Source organism: Micromonospora costi (assembly GCF_003626655.1).
Classification (GTDB): domain Bacteria; phylum Actinomycetota; class Actinomycetes; order Mycobacteriales; family Micromonosporaceae; genus Micromonospora; species Micromonospora costi.
In genome coordinates this window covers 1,628,024-1,645,791 of the sequence record NZ_RBAN01000001.1, presented here as the reverse complement: position 1 = coordinate 1,645,791, position 17,768 = coordinate 1,628,024, and the positions used below count along the sequence as shown (strand labels likewise).

20 protein-coding genes are annotated in these 17,768 nt (G+C 73.0%); 11 read left to right on the top strand and 9 right to left on the bottom strand.

Features of this window, described 5'->3' with window-relative positions; all coding sequences use genetic code 11:
* Positions 1 to 38: 38 nt before the first annotated feature.
* The 3 genes from otsB to D7193_RS07405 form a co-directional block, all read right to left on the bottom strand.
* Entirely contained in the window at positions 39 to 866 is an 828-nt protein-coding gene (gene otsB, locus D7193_RS07415) for a trehalose-phosphatase (protein ID WP_120779332.1), read from the bottom strand.
* A gap of 69 nt (positions 867 to 935) precedes the next feature.
* Complete coding sequence (locus D7193_RS07410; protein ID WP_120778542.1) at positions 936 to 1,289, bottom strand: hypothetical protein; 354 nt, start codon at positions 1,287 to 1,289, stop codon at positions 936 to 938.
* Between the two features lie 162 nt (positions 1,290 to 1,451).
* Positions 1,452 to 1,895 carry an XRE family transcriptional regulator gene (locus D7193_RS07405; protein ID WP_120778541.1) on the bottom strand — a complete coding sequence of 148 codons (444 nt, stop codon included), beginning with the start codon at positions 1,893 to 1,895 and terminating at the stop codon, positions 1,452 to 1,454.
* Positions 1,896 to 2,159: 264 nt separating this feature from the next.
* Here D7193_RS07405 and D7193_RS07400 point away from each other — a divergent pair, with 264 nt between their 5' ends.
* From D7193_RS07400 to D7193_RS07375, 6 genes are all read left to right on the top strand, one after another.
* The gene (locus D7193_RS07400; RefSeq protein WP_120779331.1) at positions 2,160 to 2,504 is read left to right on the top strand and encodes a hypothetical protein; all 345 of its coding nucleotides are present in this window, start codon (positions 2,160 to 2,162) and stop codon (positions 2,502 to 2,504) included.
* 31 nt (positions 2,505 to 2,535) lie between these two features.
* Positions 2,536 to 2,871 carry a hypothetical protein gene (locus D7193_RS07395; protein WP_120778540.1) on the top strand — a complete coding sequence of 112 codons (336 nt, stop codon included), beginning with the start codon at positions 2,536 to 2,538 and terminating at the stop codon, positions 2,869 to 2,871.
* 429 nt (positions 2,872 to 3,300) lie between these two features.
* Entirely contained in the window at positions 3,301 to 4,716 is a 1,416-nt protein-coding gene (locus D7193_RS07390; protein WP_120778539.1) for a PhoH family protein, read from the top strand.
* 265 nt (positions 4,717 to 4,981) lie between these two features.
* Positions 4,982 to 5,662, top strand: coding sequence for an aggregation-promoting factor C-terminal-like domain-containing protein (locus tag D7193_RS07385; RefSeq protein ID WP_120778538.1), 681 nt, complete (start codon positions 4,982 to 4,984; stop codon positions 5,660 to 5,662).
* 109 nt (positions 5,663 to 5,771) lie between these two features.
* Positions 5,772 to 6,416, top strand: a complete 645-nt coding sequence (locus D7193_RS07380) for a rhomboid family intramembrane serine protease (RefSeq protein WP_120778537.1) — start codon at positions 5,772 to 5,774, stop codon at positions 6,414 to 6,416.
* Between the two features lie 153 nt (positions 6,417 to 6,569).
* On the top strand, positions 6,570 to 7,538 hold the full coding sequence (locus D7193_RS07375; RefSeq protein WP_120778536.1) for an NAD(P)/FAD-dependent oxidoreductase: 969 nt from the start codon (positions 6,570 to 6,572) through the stop codon (positions 7,536 to 7,538).
* On the opposite strand, the gene D7193_RS07370 is transcribed toward D7193_RS07375, so the two are convergent.
* Positions 7,517 to 8,233 (bottom strand): TetR/AcrR family transcriptional regulator, encoded by a 717-nt coding sequence (locus tag D7193_RS07370; RefSeq protein ID WP_120778535.1) that lies wholly within the window; start codon positions 8,231 to 8,233, stop codon positions 7,517 to 7,519. The two genes, D7193_RS07375 and D7193_RS07370, sit on opposite strands and share 22 nt — an antisense overlap.
* Before the next feature lie 140 nt (positions 8,234 to 8,373).
* On the opposite strand from D7193_RS07370, the gene D7193_RS07365 reads away from it, so the two are divergent.
* Positions 8,374 to 9,294: an NAD-dependent epimerase/dehydratase family protein gene (locus tag D7193_RS07365; protein ID WP_120778534.1), complete on the top strand. Its 921-nt coding sequence runs from the start codon at positions 8,374 to 8,376 to the stop codon at positions 9,292 to 9,294.
* A 92-nt stretch (positions 9,295 to 9,386) separates the two neighbouring features.
* Here the strand turns inward: D7193_RS07365 and D7193_RS07360 are convergent, their stop codons facing one another.
* Together D7193_RS07360 and glpX are read right to left on the bottom strand one after the other, a co-directional pair.
* The gene (locus tag D7193_RS07360; RefSeq protein WP_120779330.1) at positions 9,387 to 10,319 is read right to left on the bottom strand and encodes a DMT family transporter; all 933 of its coding nucleotides are present in this window, start codon (positions 10,317 to 10,319) and stop codon (positions 9,387 to 9,389) included.
* Positions 10,320 to 10,345: 26 nt separating this feature from the next.
* Positions 10,346 to 11,377, bottom strand: a complete 1,032-nt coding sequence (gene glpX / locus D7193_RS07355; protein ID WP_120778533.1) for a class II fructose-bisphosphatase — start codon at positions 11,375 to 11,377, stop codon at positions 10,346 to 10,348.
* A 148-nt stretch (positions 11,378 to 11,525) separates the two neighbouring features.
* Here glpX and D7193_RS07350 point away from each other — a divergent pair, with 148 nt between their 5' ends.
* On the top strand, positions 11,526 to 12,293 hold the full coding sequence (locus D7193_RS07350; protein WP_120778532.1) for a DUF4245 domain-containing protein: 768 nt from the start codon (positions 11,526 to 11,528) through the stop codon (positions 12,291 to 12,293).
* Between the two features lie 183 nt (positions 12,294 to 12,476).
* On the top strand, positions 12,477 to 13,331 hold the full coding sequence (locus D7193_RS07345; protein WP_120778531.1) for a hypothetical protein: 855 nt from the start codon (positions 12,477 to 12,479) through the stop codon (positions 13,329 to 13,331).
* 93 nt (positions 13,332 to 13,424) lie between these two features.
* Here D7193_RS07345 and D7193_RS07340 read toward each other — a convergent pair whose 3' ends face one another.
* Together D7193_RS07340 and xseA are read right to left on the bottom strand one after the other, a co-directional pair.
* Entirely contained in the window at positions 13,425 to 13,646 is a 222-nt protein-coding gene (locus D7193_RS07340) for an exodeoxyribonuclease VII small subunit (RefSeq protein WP_120779329.1), read from the bottom strand.
* A 22-nt stretch (positions 13,647 to 13,668) separates the two neighbouring features.
* Positions 13,669 to 14,835 (bottom strand): exodeoxyribonuclease VII large subunit, encoded by a 1,167-nt coding sequence (gene xseA, locus D7193_RS07335; RefSeq protein WP_338324082.1) that lies wholly within the window; start codon positions 14,833 to 14,835, stop codon positions 13,669 to 13,671.
* 235 nt (positions 14,836 to 15,070) lie between these two features.
* Here xseA and D7193_RS07330 point away from each other — a divergent pair, with 235 nt between their 5' ends.
* Both D7193_RS07330 and D7193_RS07325 read left to right on the top strand, forming a co-directional pair.
* On the top strand, positions 15,071 to 16,060 hold the full coding sequence (locus D7193_RS07330; RefSeq protein WP_120778529.1) for a 4-hydroxy-3-methylbut-2-enyl diphosphate reductase: 990 nt from the start codon (positions 15,071 to 15,073) through the stop codon (positions 16,058 to 16,060).
* Between the two features lie 43 nt (positions 16,061 to 16,103).
* A complete protein-coding gene (locus D7193_RS07325; RefSeq protein WP_120778528.1) occupies positions 16,104 to 16,565 on the top strand; it encodes a hypothetical protein in 462 nt (153 codons plus the stop codon).
* 14 nt (positions 16,566 to 16,579) lie between these two features.
* Here D7193_RS07325 and D7193_RS07320 read toward each other — a convergent pair whose 3' ends face one another.
* Positions 16,580 to 17,743 (bottom strand): DNA recombination protein RmuC, encoded by a 1,164-nt coding sequence (locus D7193_RS07320; protein ID WP_120778527.1) that lies wholly within the window; start codon positions 17,741 to 17,743, stop codon positions 16,580 to 16,582.
* Positions 17,744 to 17,768 lie beyond the last annotated feature (25 nt).

Here is a 17,768-nt window from a genome sequence, read left to right as displayed (position 1 = left end):
GCCGCGGCTGGGCCGGGCCGGAGGTGGCCGGGCGAGGGTCAGGCGAGGCGGTGGCTCGCCTGACTGAGGAAGTCGCCGAGGGCGGCGGGTGAGTCGATGGTGAGGTCGGCCGCGTCGGCGACCTCCTGGCCGGTCTCCGGGTTGGCGACGGCGACGCAGACACCGAAGAAGTCCGGGTCCGTGGCGGCCCGGGCCCGCACCGCGGCGAACGCCCGGATGTCGGACACGTCGTCGCCGAAGTACCACGCCGCCTCGGCGTCGCGGATCAGCTCGCCGATCACCATGCCCTTGTCCCGGTCGACGGGGGGCTTGAGTTCCAGCACCATACGGCCGCCCTGCACCCGCAGCCCGAGCCGGTCGGCCTGGGCCTGACCCCACTCCTGCACCGCCTCGCCGAGCCGCGGCGCCGTGCGCCAGTGCAGCGCCACCGACAGCCGCTTGAACTCGACGAGCGTGCCGGCGGGCAGCTCGGCGCGGGCCAGGTCGGCCAGCTCGGCCATGGTCGGCACCCAGGGCAGCGCGGCCGGCTCGGTCACCGTGTCCCCGCCCGAATAGCTGTGCTCCAGACCGTAGAGACCGTAGAGGTCGACACCGGCGAGGCCGCCGAGGCGGTCGCGGAGGAACTCCACCGGCCGCGCCGAGACGATCGCGATACGGCGTACGCGCGGCGCGAGCGCCTCGATCGCGGCCAGCACGTTCGGGGCGGGCTGGACCGCGGTCGGGTCGTCACCCACCGGCGCGAGCGTGCCGTCGAAGTCGAAGAAGAGCACGGTCCCCGCGGCCCGGCCGGCGGTGGTCCGCCATGCCTCGTCGGCGTCCATCGGGGTCCTCGGTTGCTGGTCACTGCCCAGGTTCAACGGCGGCACGCGCGTCAGCGTACCCCGGCTCCGGCGGGTCATTCGTCGCCGAGCGGACCCCTCGGCTCGGGCGGACGGTCAGCGTTCGGCGGCCTCCCGTCCCCGGCGCCCGAACGGCACGACCGCCGCGTCCTGACCGTGGCTGAGCAGGTAGCCCTCCACGAATCCGGTGTTGCGGTCGCCGGAGCGCGACTCGATCTCGTTCAGTCGGGCCACCAGGAACTCGGTGAGCGCGCTGACCCGGTCGTTCAGCCGCTCGTGCAGCTCGGCCAGGACGGCCAGGACGACCGCGGTGCCGGCCGCGATGAGCGCGAAGAGATTGACGAGCACGGGAAGCTGCCCGCCGTCGACCACGAGGGTCACCGCGTTCCCGGTGGCGCACAGTGTCACGGACACCGTGGCCACCACGACTGCCAACCATTTCAGGGTCATGGACAGACCCCTCCTTCTGTCCCGCAGGGCTGGGTTCGGCCTTGTCCCGTCCCCCCGCCGACGACGAGCCCAAGCAGTACGAATAGCGACGCTAGCGTGCCCGTTCCGGCCCCGGAGGCAAACGAATGAGTCTGACCTGCTGTTCTTTCGCCATCTGAGGAACTAGCCGGCTTCTTTACCGCGCTTTCGGACATCGAGGGGAAGGGTTGGCCGATAAGCGAGGTAACGAATGGTTTCGCGAATGTGGAACTTCTCCGCGTCGGACACGTTCGGGTCCACCAGTCGGCGCAGCAGCGCCTCCACGTCGGGGTCCATGGGCGGGGCCGGCTGGCTCGTCCGCGGGGCGGTGGCGGTGCGGTCCCAACCGAGGGCGGCGAAGGCGGTGGCCGGGTTCAGCCCGAGCCCTTCGCAGAAGGCGACCACGCGCTCGGCCTCCGGGTCGCTCGCCCAGTCGCCGCGCACCCACCGGTTGATGGTCTGCCTTGAGACGCCGGTGCGCCGGGAGACCTCCGTGCCGCTCCACGCCCGTGTGGCCCGCGCCTCGTCGAGCGCGCGTCGGACGAAGGTGGCGAACGCGATCTTCCGGGCGTTGGCGGTCTCGGTCACCCGGTGACGGTACGACCACTCGCCCGTGGGTGCCGTCCCCGGCACGCTGTTGTCACGCGAACGTGACGGTGCCTTCGGATTCCCGGTAAACGATCCAGCAGTGTTTCTGAGGGGTATCACGCGGGCAGAATAGATGCCCGTAGGTGTCGGCGTAAACGGACGAAAAGCTGATACTGTCACGTGCATGGGACATCCTACGGTGTGTCACGTGCCCGAGACGATTGGTGCTCACATGCGTCACGCTCCCGGTGCGAGGGGGGTGTGGTGACCGAACTCGCGACCCGTGCCCAGGCCTTCGGCCTGATCGCCGAGGGCGTGGCCGTCGGGCTGAGTGCCCCCTGGCGCCTCTACCTCGCCCGCGGCTGCCGGTACCTCTCCCTGAGTGTGGGCGACCGCGACGAGTGGAACGCCTGGCGCACCCACCTCGGTTGCCCCGAACTCAGTGTCCGGGTGTACGACGCTGGCGGGGAGATCCGCCGGTCGTCGGTGGCGGAGGTCGTCCTGGACGGCTGCCGGATCAGTGTCGAGCTGGTCGAGGAGGTCAGCACCGACGACCTGGACCGACTGCTCGTCGCTGATCCCACCTCGGTCGAGCCGGAGGAGCGATGACCCGGAACCAGCCGCACCCGGGAGACGCCCGATGAGCCCGTTCCTCGCTATCTTCCTCGTGCTGGTCCTCGGCGCGACCAGCTACGCCGCCGGGCGGCTGCACGGGCAGCTCAGCTACCGCATCGGCTACCGCTTCGGCTACCGGCAGGGCTACTTCGACGGTGACCGTGGCGCCTGGAACCGCCGCCGACGGGACGCGCAGGCCGCCATCGCGTCGGCTCTGGCGGCGTCCCCACCGAGCACCATCCGGGTGAGCGGGACGGTGGCGCGGCCCGGCACCACCTACACCGGCTCGTCGTTCTCGGCGCCGGCCGCACCGGTCACCGGGCGGCACCCGACCGGCACCCTGGTGCGACGGACCGGCTGAGACGGTCGACGGGGCGCCCCATCCGGGCGCCCCGCCGGCCAACCCGTGAGACACGGTGCGTCGTCCGCGGCGGACACGCACCGTCGGGGCCACGTCAGACCGGTGACGGTGGTCCCACCGGCCGGGATGCGCGCAGGGGGCATGCATCCCGGCCGGCTCCGCCGCACCCCCGGCTCGGCAGCCGGCGTGCCCGATCGCGCCGGCTGCCGCGGGGCCGTTCACGCGCCCGTCCCCGGACAGTCACGATCGACCTCTAGCCGCGGTGCCCGTACGCGGCTAGCGTCTAGGCATGGCACGGGGTTCTCCCGGGCCAACCGGCAAGCCCGGACCTGCGACCTCGCGCACGGGGCCCGCATCCGACCCCGTGTCCCCGGGCACCGGAGGAGGCGGAACGCGGATGGCCGGGTGCACATCCGCCGGAGCAGGCCTGTGACCACTCGCCGTACCACCGCCGGTGCCGACCAGACCCCGGCCGCGACCGCCACGACCCGCCGAGCCACCCGCAGCCGCCGCACGGCGGCCGCCGCGACGGCGGACACCAAGGAGCCCCGACCAGCAGGCCAGGCGTACGTCCTGGACACCTCGGTCCTTCTCTCCGATCCGGCGGCCTTCCATCGTTTCGCCGAGCACGAGGTGGTGCTGCCACTCGTGGTGATCTCGGAGCTGGAGGGCAAGCGGCACCATCCGGAGCTGGGCTGGTTCGCCCGGCAGTCGCTGCGCATGCTGGACGAGCTGCGGGTGCGGCACGGCCGGCTGGACCGGCCGGTGCCCGCCAACGACGTCGGCGGCACGCTGCGGGTCGAGCTGAACCACACCGACGACGGTGTGCTGCCACCCGGCTTCCGCACCGAGAGCAACGACGCCCGCATCCTCTCCGTGGCGCTCAACCTCGCCGCCGAAGGGCGGGAGGTCACCCTGGTCAGCAAGGACATGCCGTTGCGGGTGAAGGCCGCCTCGGTAGGCCTGCGGGCTGACGAGTACCGGCACGGGCAGGCCAGCGACCCGACCTGGACCGGGATGGCCGACCTGCAGCTCGGCGAGGAGCAGATCGCCCGGCTCTACGCCGGGGACGCGCTCGACCTGGACGAGGCGGCGGGGCTGCCCTGCCACACCGGTCTGGTACTGCACTCGACGCGCGGGTCGGCGCTCGGCCGCGTCCTGCCCGACAAGACCGTACGGCTCGTGCGCGGCGACCGGGAGGCGTTCGGCGTCCACGGTCGCTCGGCCGAGCAGCGCATCGCCCTGGACCTCCTGCTCGACGAGTCGGTCGGCATCGTGTCGCTGGGCGGCCGGGCCGGCACCGGCAAGTCGGCCCTCGCCCTGTGCGCCGGGCTGGAGGCGGTCATGGAGCGTCGCCGGCACAAGAAGGTCATCGTCTTCCGCCCGCTGTACGCGGTGGGCGGCCAGGAGCTGGGCTACCTGCCCGGTTCCGAGTCGGAGAAGATGTCGCCGTGGGCGCAGGCGGTCTTCGACACCCTCGGCGCGGTGGTGCACGAGAACGTGCTTGAGGAGGTCACGTCGCGGGGCCTGCTGGAGGTGCTTCCGCTGACACACATCCGGGGGCGGAGCCTGCACGACGCGTTCGTCATCGTCGACGAGGCGCAGTCGCTGGAGCGCGGCGTGCTACTCACGGTGCTGTCGCGGATCGGGCAGGGCTCCCGGGTGGTGCTGACCCACGACGTGGCGCAGCGGGACAATCTCCGCGTCGGCCGGCACGACGGCGTGACCGCGGTGATCGAGGCGTTGAAGGGCCATCCGCTCTTTGCCCACGTCACGCTCAGCCGGTCGGAGCGTTCGCCGATCGCCGCCATGGTGACGGACCTGCTGGAGGACATCCCCACGTGATGACCGAAAAGTAGGGGTTTGTCCCGAATTTTTGTATGGCGCAGATCACAATTCTGTCCCGTGGTTTCCCAACGGCCTCACTGTGCGCGATGGTGTCCCACGAGCGCCCGCGCACCGGAGACATCGTCAGGGATCGTCAGTCACACCTGCCACGACCCACCGGTACGTCGGCTGCGACCGGTCACGGTCGGGGCGCTCACGGCGCAGCACCAGCCCCCGACGGCTCGGCGCGCCGTGTCCTTGCCCCCGACGAAGGGACCACTTCGTGAGTCGGCTGTGGAGCCGGTTGGGTGCCCGTACGGCCGCCGTCGCACTGCTCTCCGTGGGTGTTGCCGGCGGCTTCTATCTGGGCGAAGACCGGGAGACCCAGCAACAGGGCCTCACCGCGCAGGTCGGCGCCGAGGTCGACCAGGCCGAGTACGCGTACCAGCGCGAGCGTCAGGCCGTCCACCAGGTGCAGTCGGCCCGGCAGCGGGCCGCCGAGTACCAGGCCAAGCTGCGGGCCGCCGAGGCCGCCAAGGAGGCCGCCGAGCGGGCCCGCAAGGCCGAGCAGGCGGCGGCGTCCCGCAAGCGCGAGCGCGAGGCGGCGGAGAACGCCGAGCCCAAGCCGTACACCGGGCCGATCCCCGCCTCCTGCGAGGAGTACAGCGGCAACCGGAAGATCGGTTGCGCGGAGATGATCAAGGCGGGCTTCCCGATCAAGGAGTTCCCCTGCCTCGACAAGCTCTGGACGAAGGAGAGCGGCTGGAACCACAAGGCCCGCAACGCTTCGTCCGGCGCGTACGGCATCCCGCAGGCGCTGCCGGGGAGCAAGATGGGCTCGGTCGCCGACGACTGGGAAACCAACCCCGCCACCCAGGTCAAGTGGGGCCTGGGCTACATCGAGGGGCGTTACGACACGCCCTGCGGCGCGTGGGCGCACTCGCAGAGCAGCGGCTGGTACTGATCCGGAGCGTGCGCGACGGGGGCGGGTGGACGATCCACCCGCCCCCGTCGGCGTGAGGAGGCCGGAACGCGAGTGGCGGTCGTCGCTGTTTGCTGATAGCTGTTGGGGGGTGAGCCTGCAGCCCGGAAGTGGCGACCCGCACCGGTTCGGCACCGAGGCGTTCTACGCCGCGCTCGGTCGCGCCTTCGTGGCGATGTGCGCGGTGGTGCCGTTCCTCTTCCTCATCGAGGTCGTCGACCAGGGTCTCGCGTTCGGCCTGGACACGGCCGCCGGCATCATCCCGAAGCGCATCGACGGGCTCGACGGCGTCTTCTTCTCGCCCTTCCTGCACCACGGCTTCGACCATCTCTACAGCAACAGCATCCCGCTGATCCTGCTGGGCACCTTCGTGCTCGCGGCCGGCGCCCGCCGGTTCCTCTGGTCCACGCTGCTGATCGTGCTGGTGAGCGGGCTGGGCGTCTGGTTCACGGGCTCGCCGAACTCGGTCGTGGTCGGCGCGAGCGGCGTCATCTTCGGCTACCTGGGGATCCTGCTCACCCGGGGCATCGTGGAACGCAGCTGGTGGAACTTCGCCGTGTTCCTGCTGGTCGGCCTCCTCTACGGGTGGCAGCTGGTCGGTGTCCTGCCCACCGACGAGCGGATCTCCTGGCAGGGGCACCTGTTCGGGCTGCTCGGCGGTGTGGTCGCCGCCATCCTGTTCCGGCGCCGCCGGCACGACCCCTACCGCTCCGAGTCCACGCTCAGCCTGCCCTGAGCCGGCCGGGTCGCCCCGGCCGCGAACCTCCGCACGCCGGGCGCCCGGCGCGACCCGCGCGCCGGCACTGGGACGTGCTTGCCCAGGCCGCGTCGCCGCCCTACCGTCGGCATCAGCACGCGTTGATCCGCGAGCGGGAAGCGACGGTACGCCATGCGCGAGGTCGATGTCGCCGTGATCGGGGCCGGCCCGGCCGGTCTGTTCGCCGCGTACTACGCCGGCTTCCGCGGGCTGTCGGTGGCGGTGGTCGACGCGCTGCCCGAGCCGGGTGGCCAGGTGGCCGCGATGTACCCGGAGAAGCTGATCCTCGACGTGGCGGGCTTCCCGTCGATCAAGGGTCGGGACCTGGTGGCGAACCTCGTGGCGCAGGCCGCGCCCTTCGACCCGTGCTACCTGCTGGGCACCCGCGCCGAGACGTTGTCCTACGTCGACGGGCGGCCGGTGCTCGGGCTGGCCGGTGGCGCCGAGCTGCGCTGCGGCGCCGTGATCGTCACCGGCGGGCTGGGCAGCTTCACACCGCGCCCGCTGCCGGTCGCCGAGCACTTCACGGGCGCGGGGATCATCTACTTCGTACCGCAGCCGGCCGACCTGGCCGGCCGGGACGTCCTCATCGTGGGTGGCGGCGACTCCGCCTTCGACTGGGCGCTGACCCTGCAGCCGTTGGCCCGCTCGGTGACGCTCGTGCACCGGCGGGAGAAGTTCCGGGCGCACGCCGCCACTGTCGCGCGGGTGCTGGGGCTGCCCGTCCGGGTGGTGGTCAACGCCGAGGTGACCCGGCTGCACGGCGACGGGACCGTCACCGGGGCGGAGATCACCGTGCGGGGCGGCGCGGCGGAGACGCTGCCGGTCGACACGGTCGTCGCGGCGCTCGGCTTCACGGCCGATCTCGGCCCGCTCGCCACCTGGGGGCTGCGGCTGGACCGCCGGCACATCGTGGTCGACAGCACCATGGCCACCAACCTGCCGCGGATCTTCGCGGCCGGCGACATCACCGAGTACCCGGGCAAGGTCCGGCTCATCGCCACCGGCTTCGGGGAGGCCGCGACCGCCGTGAACAACGCGGCCGTGGCGATCGACCCGAGCGCCCACCTCTTCCCGGGTCACTCCTCGGACGGCACCTGAGGTCGGGCCGGCAGGCCGACCAGGTCCGCCATCAGCCGGATCTGGTGGTCGAAGTACGCGTCCCGGTGCGCCATCGACCGGTTGATCCGCCCGAACAGCTCGAAGCTGATCAGCCCGAAGAGCTGGGTCCAGCCGGCCATGCCCCGCGCGAGCAGCGCCTCGGGAAGCCCGGGGAAGAACGCCTCGGCCAGTTCGGCCAGGTCCGCCCGGACCGGCGCGGGCAGCTCCTCGGCCGGAGGTGGGGTGATCGCACCGGCGGCCAGGCCGTCGCGGAGGATGCCGACCAGGGTCAGGGGTGGTCGCTGGGCGGGGCCCACGGTGTCGTCCGGGGCGGCGTACCCGGGGACCGGGGTGCCGTAGAGGAGGGCGTACTCGGCGGGGTGGGCGAGTGCCCAGCCGCGCGCCGCCCGGCACGCCGCGTGCCACCGTCCGCGCAGGTCGCGCGGGTCGGCGGCGGCGTCGGCCGCCTCGACCGCGTCGCCCAGCGCGTCGTACGCCTCGAGGATCAGCGCGGTGAGCAGTTCGTCGCGGCTCGGGAAGTAGCGGTAGATCGCGGACGAGACCATGCCCATGTCACGGGCGACCGCGCGCAGCGAGAGGTTGGCGCCGTCGGTGGCCAGGTGCCTCCGGGCGACCGCCTTGATCTCGCCGATCATCTCGGCCCGGACCCGGGCGCGGATCGAGGGTGCGGACATGCGCACACTCTGCCACAGATCGAGAGCGCGTGACGAAAACGAGAGCACTGCTCTTGACGCGAGTTCCCGGTGACCGGCATGCTGGTTCCGATAGAGAGCGGTGCTCTCGCAACGTACGCCTGCTTCGAAAGGTGGCCCTCATGGCAACGCACGTGATCGTCGGCGCGGGCCCGGTCGGCACCGCCACCGCCCGGCTGCTCGCCGAGCGCGGTGACCAGGTCCGGTTGGTGACGCGGCGCGGCACCGGGCCGGAGCACCCGGCCGTGGAACCGGTGGCCGCCGACGCCGCCGACGCCGACCGGCTGGCCGAACTCGCCGAGGGAGCGGCAACGATCTACAACTGCGCGAACCCGGCGTACCACCGCTGGACGACCGACTGGCCGCCGCTGGCCAACGCCCTGCTGCGCGCGGCGGAACGCACCGGCGCCGTGCTCGCCACGGTCGGCAACCTCTACGGCTACGGGCCGGTCGACGGCCCGATGACCGAGGCGACCCCGCCGCGACCGAACAGCGTCAAGGGGCAGGTCCGGGCCCGGATGTGGGCCGACGCCCTCGCGGCGCACCGGGCGGGCCGGGTCCGGGTCACCGAGGTGCGCGGCAGCGACTACCTCGGTGCCGGCGCCCAGTCCGTGCCCACGATGCTGGTCCTGCCCCGCCTGCTGGCCGGACGGCGGGCCGTGGTGCCGGCCGACCTCGACGCCCCGCACAGCTGGACGTACGTCGGCGACGTGGCCCGCACCCTCGTCGCGGCGGCGGGTGACGAGCGCGGCTGGGGCCGGCCCTGGCACGTGCCGAGCCCACCGCCGGTCTCTGTCCGTGCCCTCGCCGTCCGGGCCGCTGCCCTCGGCGGCACGCCGGCGCCGAAGCTGTCCCGGATGCCCCACGCGGTGCTCTGGCTGGGCGGCCTGTTCGACCCGACGGCCCGCGAGATGCGCGAGGTGGTGTACCAGTTCGAGCGGCCGTTCGTGCTCGACTCCAGCACGGCGACCGCGACCTTCGGCATCGAGCCCACCCCGTTCGACGACGTGCTCGCCGAGACCCTCGCGGCGCTGCGCCGGTGACGGTCGGGCGCCCGCGCGCCGGGGTCCCGGCGCACGGCCTTCACCGCTGCGGCGCGAGCGCGCCCTTCACCGCTGCGGCGCGAGCGCGCCCTTCACCGCTGCGGGGCGAGCGCGGCCACGAGCACGGCGACCAGGGTGAGGGCGGCGCCGGCCAGCGTCGTGAGGCCGGGGTGCGACGCCGCCGTGGGCAGCGCGACGTCCAGCAGGACGGCGCCCACGATCTGGCCCGCGATCGTGGCCAGGCCGAGCAGCAGGACGCCCGTGAACCGCACGATCGCCGCGGCGACCGCGATGAACACGATGCCGATCGGGCCGCCGAGGTAGAGCCAGGGCTCGGCCGGCAGGCTCCCCGCCGGCCAGCCGCGTACGACCACGTCGACCGCGAACGCGACGAGCAGGGCCGCCGTGCCGACCGTGAAGTTCACGAGCGTGGCCGTCAGGGCGCTGCCGGAGGCCACTCGTACCCGTCCGTTGACCGCCTGCTGCCAGGCGATGGCCACCCCGGCGAGCAGCGGCAGCACGGCCAGCACGAGGGCGTCCGGCTGGCCGAGCCGGTCGCTGACCGCCAGGAGCACCGCCACCACGGTGAGCGCCGCGCCCGCCAGGCGCGGGGCGGTGACCGGCTGGGCCCCCGTGGGGCCGATCCCGGCGCGGTCCACGGCCAGGCTGCTGCCGGACTGGCCGGCGACCACCGCCACGGTGAACACCGCCACGCCCAGCGTGCCGATGGTGAGGCCCTGGGTGGCCACCAGGAACGCCCCGCAGATGCCGCCCAGGCACTGCCAGAGGCGCAGTGTGCCGGCGGTGAGCGCCCCGCGCAGGTCGCGGAGACCCTGCCGCCCGGTGGGAACGAGCGGCACGAGCACGAGCAGCACCAGCAGCCCGATGCCGAACGAGATCACCGCGGCGCCGAAGCCGTCGCCCAGGCGTACGCCCAACTCGCCGTTGATCCGTGACTGCACGGCGACGGCGACCCCGGAAGCGGTCGCCAGGCCCACCCCCGCGACCCGGTACGTCGCCGGCAGGACGGGCCGGTCGGTCGTCGCGGCGGTCACTCCTGCTCGGCCAGTGGTCGGCCGTCGAAGTCGACGGCCGAGTAGAGCGCGAGCTTCTCCAACCGGTGGTACGAGTCGATCACCCGGATCGTGCCGCTCTTGGAGCGCATGACGATCGACTGCGTGTACGCGCCGCCGGCCCGGTAGCGGACCCCGCGCAGCAGGTCGCCGGAGGTGATGCCGGTGGCCACGAAGAAGCAGTTGTCCCCGGTTACCAGGTCGTCGGTGGTCAGGACGCGGTCCAGGTCGTGGCCGGCGGCCAGCGCCTTCTCCCGCTCCTCGTCGTCCTTGGGCCAGAGCTTCGCCTGCATCATCCCGCCCATGCACTTCAGGGCGCAGGCCGCGGTGATCCCCTCCGGGGTGCCGCCGATGCCCATCAGGACGTCGACGTCCGACTCGCCGCGGGCCGCCGCGATCGCGCCGGCGATGTCACCGTCGGAGATGAACCGGATGCCGGCGCCCGCCCGGCGGATGTCGTGGACCAGGTCCTTGTGCCGGGGCCGGTCCAGGACGCAGACGGTCACCTCGGACACGTCCGTGCCCTTGACCCGGGCGATGCGGCGCAGGTTGTCCGCGACGCCCGCGTTGATGTCGACCACGTCGGCGTAGAGCGGGCCGACGGCGAGCTTCTCCATGTAGAAGACGGCGCTCGGGTCGAACATCGCGCCCCGCTCGGCGACCGCGAGCACCGCGAGGGCGTTCGGCATCCCCTTGCTCATCAGCGTGGTGCCGTCGATCGGGTCGACCGCGACGTCGACCTCCGGCCCGCTCCCGTCGCCGACCTCCTCGCCGTTGAAGAGCATCGGCGCGTTGTCCTTCTCGCCCTCGCCGATCACCACGACACCCCGCATGGGGATCGAGTTGATCAGCTTGCGCATCGCGTCGACGGCGGCCCCGTCACCGCCCTCCTTGTCGCCGCGACCGACCCACCGGCCGGCGGCCATTGCTGCCGCCTCGGTGACCCGGACGAGGTCGAGGGCGAGGTTCCGGTCCAGATTCTGCGGGATCCGGGTCCTGGTGTTCGTCATGACGGCTCCTCCTCGCGACGTTGCGGGGTGGCCCGGCGCCATCGGCTGCCGGCTTTGTCGCTGATCCTCACACGATGGCGGACCGCGCGCCGGGGCGGGGCGGTGATGGCCCGGATACCGCCGGTCGGGGCGGTGCCAGAATGGAGAGGTGGAACCCGCACAGCCTGCCGATCGCGTACCCTCCGACCCCACTCCGACCGGCCCCGATGCCGCCGGCGGGCCGGCCCTGGCCGAGCCGACGGGTGGCACGGCTCCCGGCCGGCCGGCGGGTGACGCGGCTCTCGTCCCGGGAACGGGTGAGGCGGCTCTCGTCGAGCCCGCGGGCGCCGCGCGGGCCGGGTCGCCGGCCGTGACGCGGGAGCCGGGAGAGATCGACCCGCCGGCGCCGCCGCCCTCGGCTGAGGCGCGCCGGTCCGACCGGTCGCCCAAGGACATGGCGATCTCCCTGCTCGTGCTGCTGGTCCCCATCGCCCTGCTGCTGGCGTTCTACCGCGGGTTCCTCGGTGGTGACCAGGCGAACGCGGTCGACCCGGCTCCCGCCATCGAGCAGGCGCAGGCCGCGAACGCCTTCCCGGTGAGCCAGCCGGCCGGCCTCGGCGACGACTGGCGTACGGTCAGCGCCCGCTACCAGACGGTCGACGGCGGTGCGAACCTGCGGCTCGGCTACCTGACGCCGGAGGGCCGGGGCGCCCAACTGGTGCAGAGCAACCTGCCGGCCGAGCGGCTGCTGCCGTCCGAGCTGACCGACCAGGCCCAGCCGCAGGGCCAGACCGACCTCGCCGGGCGGAACTGGCAGCGCTACACCGCTCGGGCCAACGAGCAGGCGCTGGTGCTTCTGGAGCCGGGCCGGACGGTGATCGTGGTGGGCGACGCCCGGGAGAGCGAGCTGCGCCAGCTCGCCGGTTCGCTGCGCTGACGCGCCACGCCCCCCACACCGGCTAATCGAGAAGGGCAGATCGGGACGACCGGAACGGGGCGGCGGTGGCCGCCCCGTTTCCGCTTTTCCGGGGCAGACCCCCGGAAACCGGCAGCAGGGTGATTGCCGGACTCCGTGGGAGGGAACAAGACAGGGGCGAGCCGACCCTCCTGGGAGACACAGATGACTCTTCGACGACTGAGCGCCGGCCTGGTGGCCGCCGCATTGTTCACGCCCGGTGTGGCCGCCTGCACCGCGTCCGGTACGCCGGGAAGCTCCGCCTCGCCGACCGTCACCGCCTCTGGGGCAGCCACGGCCACGGCCAGTGGCAGCGCCTCGCCGGCGGCCGGTGACGCCAAGCAGGCGCTGCTCGCCTCGACGGAGGCGATCCGCAGCGGGAACTTCCGGTTCACGATGAGCGGCGCCGGCAGCACCGCCGAGGGGCAGGTGCACGAGCCGAGCCAGAGCGCCCGGATGCGGGTGTCGATCGGCGACGCCTCCTCCGACCTGTCGATGACCCTCGACGTGATCCACTTCCGTCCGGACAGCTGGGTGAAGGTGGACCTCGGTGGCAAGGCGGCCGGCAGCATCCCCGGCACGCAGGGCCTCAACCTCGGCAAGTACCAGCACCTCGACCAGACCCGGATCAAGGGCAACCGCAACCTCGGCTTCGACTTCGACAAGCTCGACCCGGCCGGCAGCGAGGTGCTCACCCAGGGCATCACCGAGGTACGGCAGACCGGCGACGGCGCGTACGCGGGCACCATCGACGTGTCGAAGGCCGCCGAGGCCGGCTCCCTGGACGCCAACGTGATCACGGCGCTCGGGCCGCAGGCGAAGTCCGTGCCGTTCACCGCGAAGCTGGACCCGCAGGGTCGGCTCAGCGAACTCGTGCTCCAGATCCCGGCGGCCGGTCAGGCGAAGGCCCAGGACGTGCGGATCACCTACACCGACTACGGCAACGCCACGGCCGCGCAGAAGCCGCCGGCAAACCAGGTCGTAGAGGCCCCGCCGGAGCTGTACAACCTGTTCAACTGACCCCATTTCCCCGTCGATCATGCAGTTGTGGTGGGGGACAGAAGGCGTAAAACGCCCTCTTCCGCCCACCATAACTGCATGATCGACAGGTCGTTAGGAACCCTGGTCCTGGCGGGCGGCGTCGATGCGGGCGCGGGCGCCGTCCAGCCAGCGCTGGCAGATCACCGCGAGGGCCTCGCCGCGCTCCCAGAGCGCCAGCGACTCCTCCAGCGACGTGCCGCCGGCCTCCAGCCGCTCCACCACCGACGCCAGCTCGGCGCGGGCCTGCTCGTAGCTGAGCCGCTCGTCAGGTGCGGCCTTCGTCTCGTCAGTCATCGGCTCCATCCCAGCACAGGCGTCATCCGTCCACCGTCGCGGCCAGCTCTCCGTCGGCGAGGCGTACCCGCAGCGGGTCGCCCTTGCCCACCTCGGACGCGGCCCGCACCACGTGACCGTCGGCGCGCTGGACGATCGCGTACCCCCGGTCCAGCGTGGCCGCCGGCGAGAGCGCCCGCAGCCGCGCCAGCGTGTGCCGCAGCTCGTCCTCGGCGGCGGTCAGCCGGTGGTCCAGGCAACGTCCGGCCCGCTGCCGCAGCGCGGTCAGGTCGCCGGCCCGCTGCTCGATCATGACCTGCGGGCGGGCCAGCACCGGCCGCGAGCGCAGCCCGTCGAGCCGGTGCGCCTCGCGGTCGACCAGGTTGCGCACCGCGCGTTCGAGCCGGTGCCGGGCCTGGCCGATGAGGCGTACCTCCTCGGTGAGGTCGGGTACGACGCGCTTGGCGGCGTCGGTGGGCGTCGAGGCGCGCACGTCGGCGACGTAGTCGAGCAGCGGTGCGTCGGTCTCGTGGCCGATCGCGCTGACCACCGGGGTGCGGCAGGCGAAGACCGCCCGGCAGAGCGCCTCGTCGGAGAAGGGGAGCAGGTCCTCGATGCTGCCGCCGCCGCGGGCGATGACGATGACGTCGATGGTGGGGTCCGCGTCGAGCACCTTGAGCGCGTCGACGATCTGCGGCACGGCGCTCGGGCCCTGCACGGCCACGTTGACCGTGCGGAACTCCACGGCCGGCCAGCGGCGGCGGGCGTTGGTGAGCACGTCCCGCTCGGCCGCCGAGGCCCGGCCCGTGATCAGCCCGATGCGATTGGGCAGGAACGGCGGGCGGCGCTTGCGGGCCCGGTCGAACAGCCCCTCGGCGGCGAGCAGCTTCTTGAGCTTCTCCAGCCGCGCCAGCAGCTCACCGAGACCCACCTGGCGGATCTCGTCGGCGCGCAGGCTCAGCGTGCCGCGGGCCGCGTAGAACTCGGGCTTGGCGTGCAGCACCACCCGCGCGCCCTCGCGCAGCTCCGGCGCGCCCGCGTCCAGGACGTCCCGGTTGGTCGTGACGGTCAGGCTGAGGTCGGCCGACGGGTCGCGCAGGGTGAGGAAGACGGTGGTGGCCCCGGGACGGCGGCTGATCTGCGCCACCTGCCCGTCGACCCACACCCAGCCGAGCCGGGCGATCCAGGCGCCGACCTTCTGGCTGACCACCCGGACCGGCCACGGCTCCTCGGACGTGCTGCGTCCCACCTCACCCGTGCTCACCCGCCCACCCTACGGACAGTCGCCGTGATCAAGAAGTTTGCGTCAGCGGGGGCGCGTGTCCTGACGGAAACCTCTTGATCACGCGACCGAGGGCGGGGCCGGGGGGTGGGTGGGTGGGGGTGGGGGCCTGGTGAGGGTCGCAGCCGATGTCGGGTTCCCGCCCGGCACGTACGATGGGCGGGTGACTCAGGCTGAAGCGACTTCGCGGACCGGCAAGCGCGTCCTCCTGGCCAAGCCCCGCGGCTACTGCGCGGGCGTCGACCGCGCGGTGCAGACCGTGGAGGAGGCGCTCAAGCTCTACGGCGCCCCGATCTACGTGCGCAAGCAGATCGTGCACAACAGGCACGTGGTGCGGACGCTGGAGGCGCAGGGCGCGATCTTCGTGGAGGAGAACGAGGAGGTGCCGGAGGGCGCCACCGTCATCTTCTCGGCGCACGGGGTGGCCCCCGAGGTCTACGAGCAGGCGAAGACGCGCTCGCTGAAGGCCATCGACGCGACCTGCCCGCTGGTCACGAAGGTGCACCAGGAGGCGAAGCGGTTCGCCGCCGAGGACTACGACATCCTCCTGATCGGCCACGAGGGCCACGAGGAGGTCATCGGCACCTCCGGCGAGGCCCCCGAGCACATCCAGCTCGTCGACGGCCCCGAGGCCGCCGACACGATCACCGTCCGCGATCCGGACAAGGTGGTCTGGCTGTCCCAGACGACCCTGTCGGTGGACGAGACGCTGGAGACGGTCGCCCGCCTCCGGAAGCGGCTGCCCATGCTCCAGTCGCCGCCCAGCGACGACATCTGCTACGCCACCTCCAACCGGCAGCACGTGGTCAAGCAGATCGCGCCCGAGTGTGACGTGATGATCGTGGTGGGCTCCTGCAACTCGTCGAACTCCGTCCGCCTCGTCGAGGTGGCGCTGGACGCCGGCTCGCGCGCCGGTCACCTCGTCGACTTCGCGCACGAGATCGACGACGCCTGGCTCGCCGGCGCGCGTACGGTCGGCCTGACCTCCGGGGCGAGCGTGCCGGAGGAACTGGTCGAGGAGGTGCTCGCGCACCTCGCCGAGCGGGGGTTCACCGACGTGGACGAGGTCACGACCGCCAACGAGCGGCTGACCTTCTCGCTGCCGCAGGAGCTCAAGCGGGACATGCGGGCGGCCGCCGCGGCCCGCGGCTGACCGGCGCGGAACGGCCGGCGCCCCCCGCGCGTCCGATACCGGTATGAGGACCCTTCGGCTCGTCGCCGTCGCCGTGGTCGCCGCCGCAGCGCTGAGCGCCTGCGGCGACCCGGACGGCACGGGCACGCCCGCCCCCACCCCCACGTCGACGGGAGCCCCGGTGACCGACCAGCCTTCGACACCGTCGCCGACCGGCCCGACCTCGACGCCGCCCCCGACCGCGGCGCCGTCACCGACCGGGCCGGCGCGGCCGACCGTCCCGCCGAAGAGCCCCGGCGGCCCCACCCTGCCGCCACCGGTCGGCGCGATCACGCTGACCGGCACGGTCGTGGCGGGCGTCGAGCCCAACTGCGTGCTGCTCGACGACTACCTGCTCATCGGCGGGCCGAGGGACGTCCTCACCGCGGGCGCGACGGTGACCGTCAGCGGCCGCCCGAAGCCGGGCATGATGACGACCTGCCAGCAGGGCACGCCGTTCGTCGTGGAGACCGCGCGGCGCGCCTGAGCCCTCTTGAGGGGTCAGCGTGGCGACACGCCGCCCTCGGGCGTGTCGACCAGCTCCGGGGCCTGCGGCTGCCGGGGCGCCAGCTCGATCTGTGCGGGGGCGGCCAACTCCTCGTCGGAGACGCCCAGCTCGGCGAGCTTGCGGGCGCTGACCAGCACCCGCGCCTCCAGCGAGCCGACCGCCCGGTTGTACGCGGTCACCGCGCCACCCAGCGCCGAGCCGAGCTTGCCCACGTGGTCGCCGAGGGTGGCCAGCCGCCCGTGCAGCTCGCGGGCCAGCGAGTGCACGGCCGCGGCGTTGCGGGCGAGGGCCTCCTGCCGCCACGAGTAGGCGACGGTGCGCAGCAGCGCCACGAGCGTGGCCGGGGTGGCCAGGACGACGTTGCGGGCGAAGGCGTGCTCCAGCAGCGTCGGGTCGCGCTGGAGGGCCACGTCGAGGAACGGGTCGGCCGGGACGAACAGCACCACGAACTCGGGCGTGCTGTCGAACGCCGCCCAGTAGGTCTTGGCGGCCAACGCGTCGACGTGGGCGCGCAGGTGACGCGCGTGCGCGTCGAGGTGGGTGTCGCGGCCGCGCTCGTCGCGGGCCTCCATGGCCGTCAGGTAGGCGTCGAACGGCGCCTTGGCGTCGACCACCACCGACCGGCCGCCGTGCAACCGGACCACCAGATCGGGGCGGACGCCCTGGTGGTCGGTGGCCGCCGTGACCTGCTCGGAGAAGTCGCAGTGCTCCAGCATGCCGGCCGCCTCGACGATCCGGCGCAGCTGGTGCTCACCCCAGCGCCCCCGGACCTGCGGCGCGCGCAGGGCGGCCACGAGCTGCTTCGTCTCGGTGCGCAGCTCGCCGGAGACCACGCTCATCGAGCGGACCTGCTCGCGCAGCTCGGCGTACGCGTCGACCCGGTCACGTTCCAACTCGGCCACCCGCTGCTCGTAGCGGCGCAGGGTCTCGTGCAGCGGTGCGACCGCCCGGGCCACCGCCTCCTGCGACTGGGCGGTCGCCTCGTAGCTGAGAGCCCGCATGGACTGCTCCAGCCGCCCCTCGCCCTCCCGCGTGGCACGCAGGGTCGCGTCCAGCCGGGCGATCTCGGCCGCGGAACGGGACCGGGCGGCGAGCCAGCCCGCCGCGCCGCCGGCGCCGAGACAGACCACCACCACGGCCAGCGTCGGGAAGTCCATCACTGAAGCTTGCCAAACGGGTACG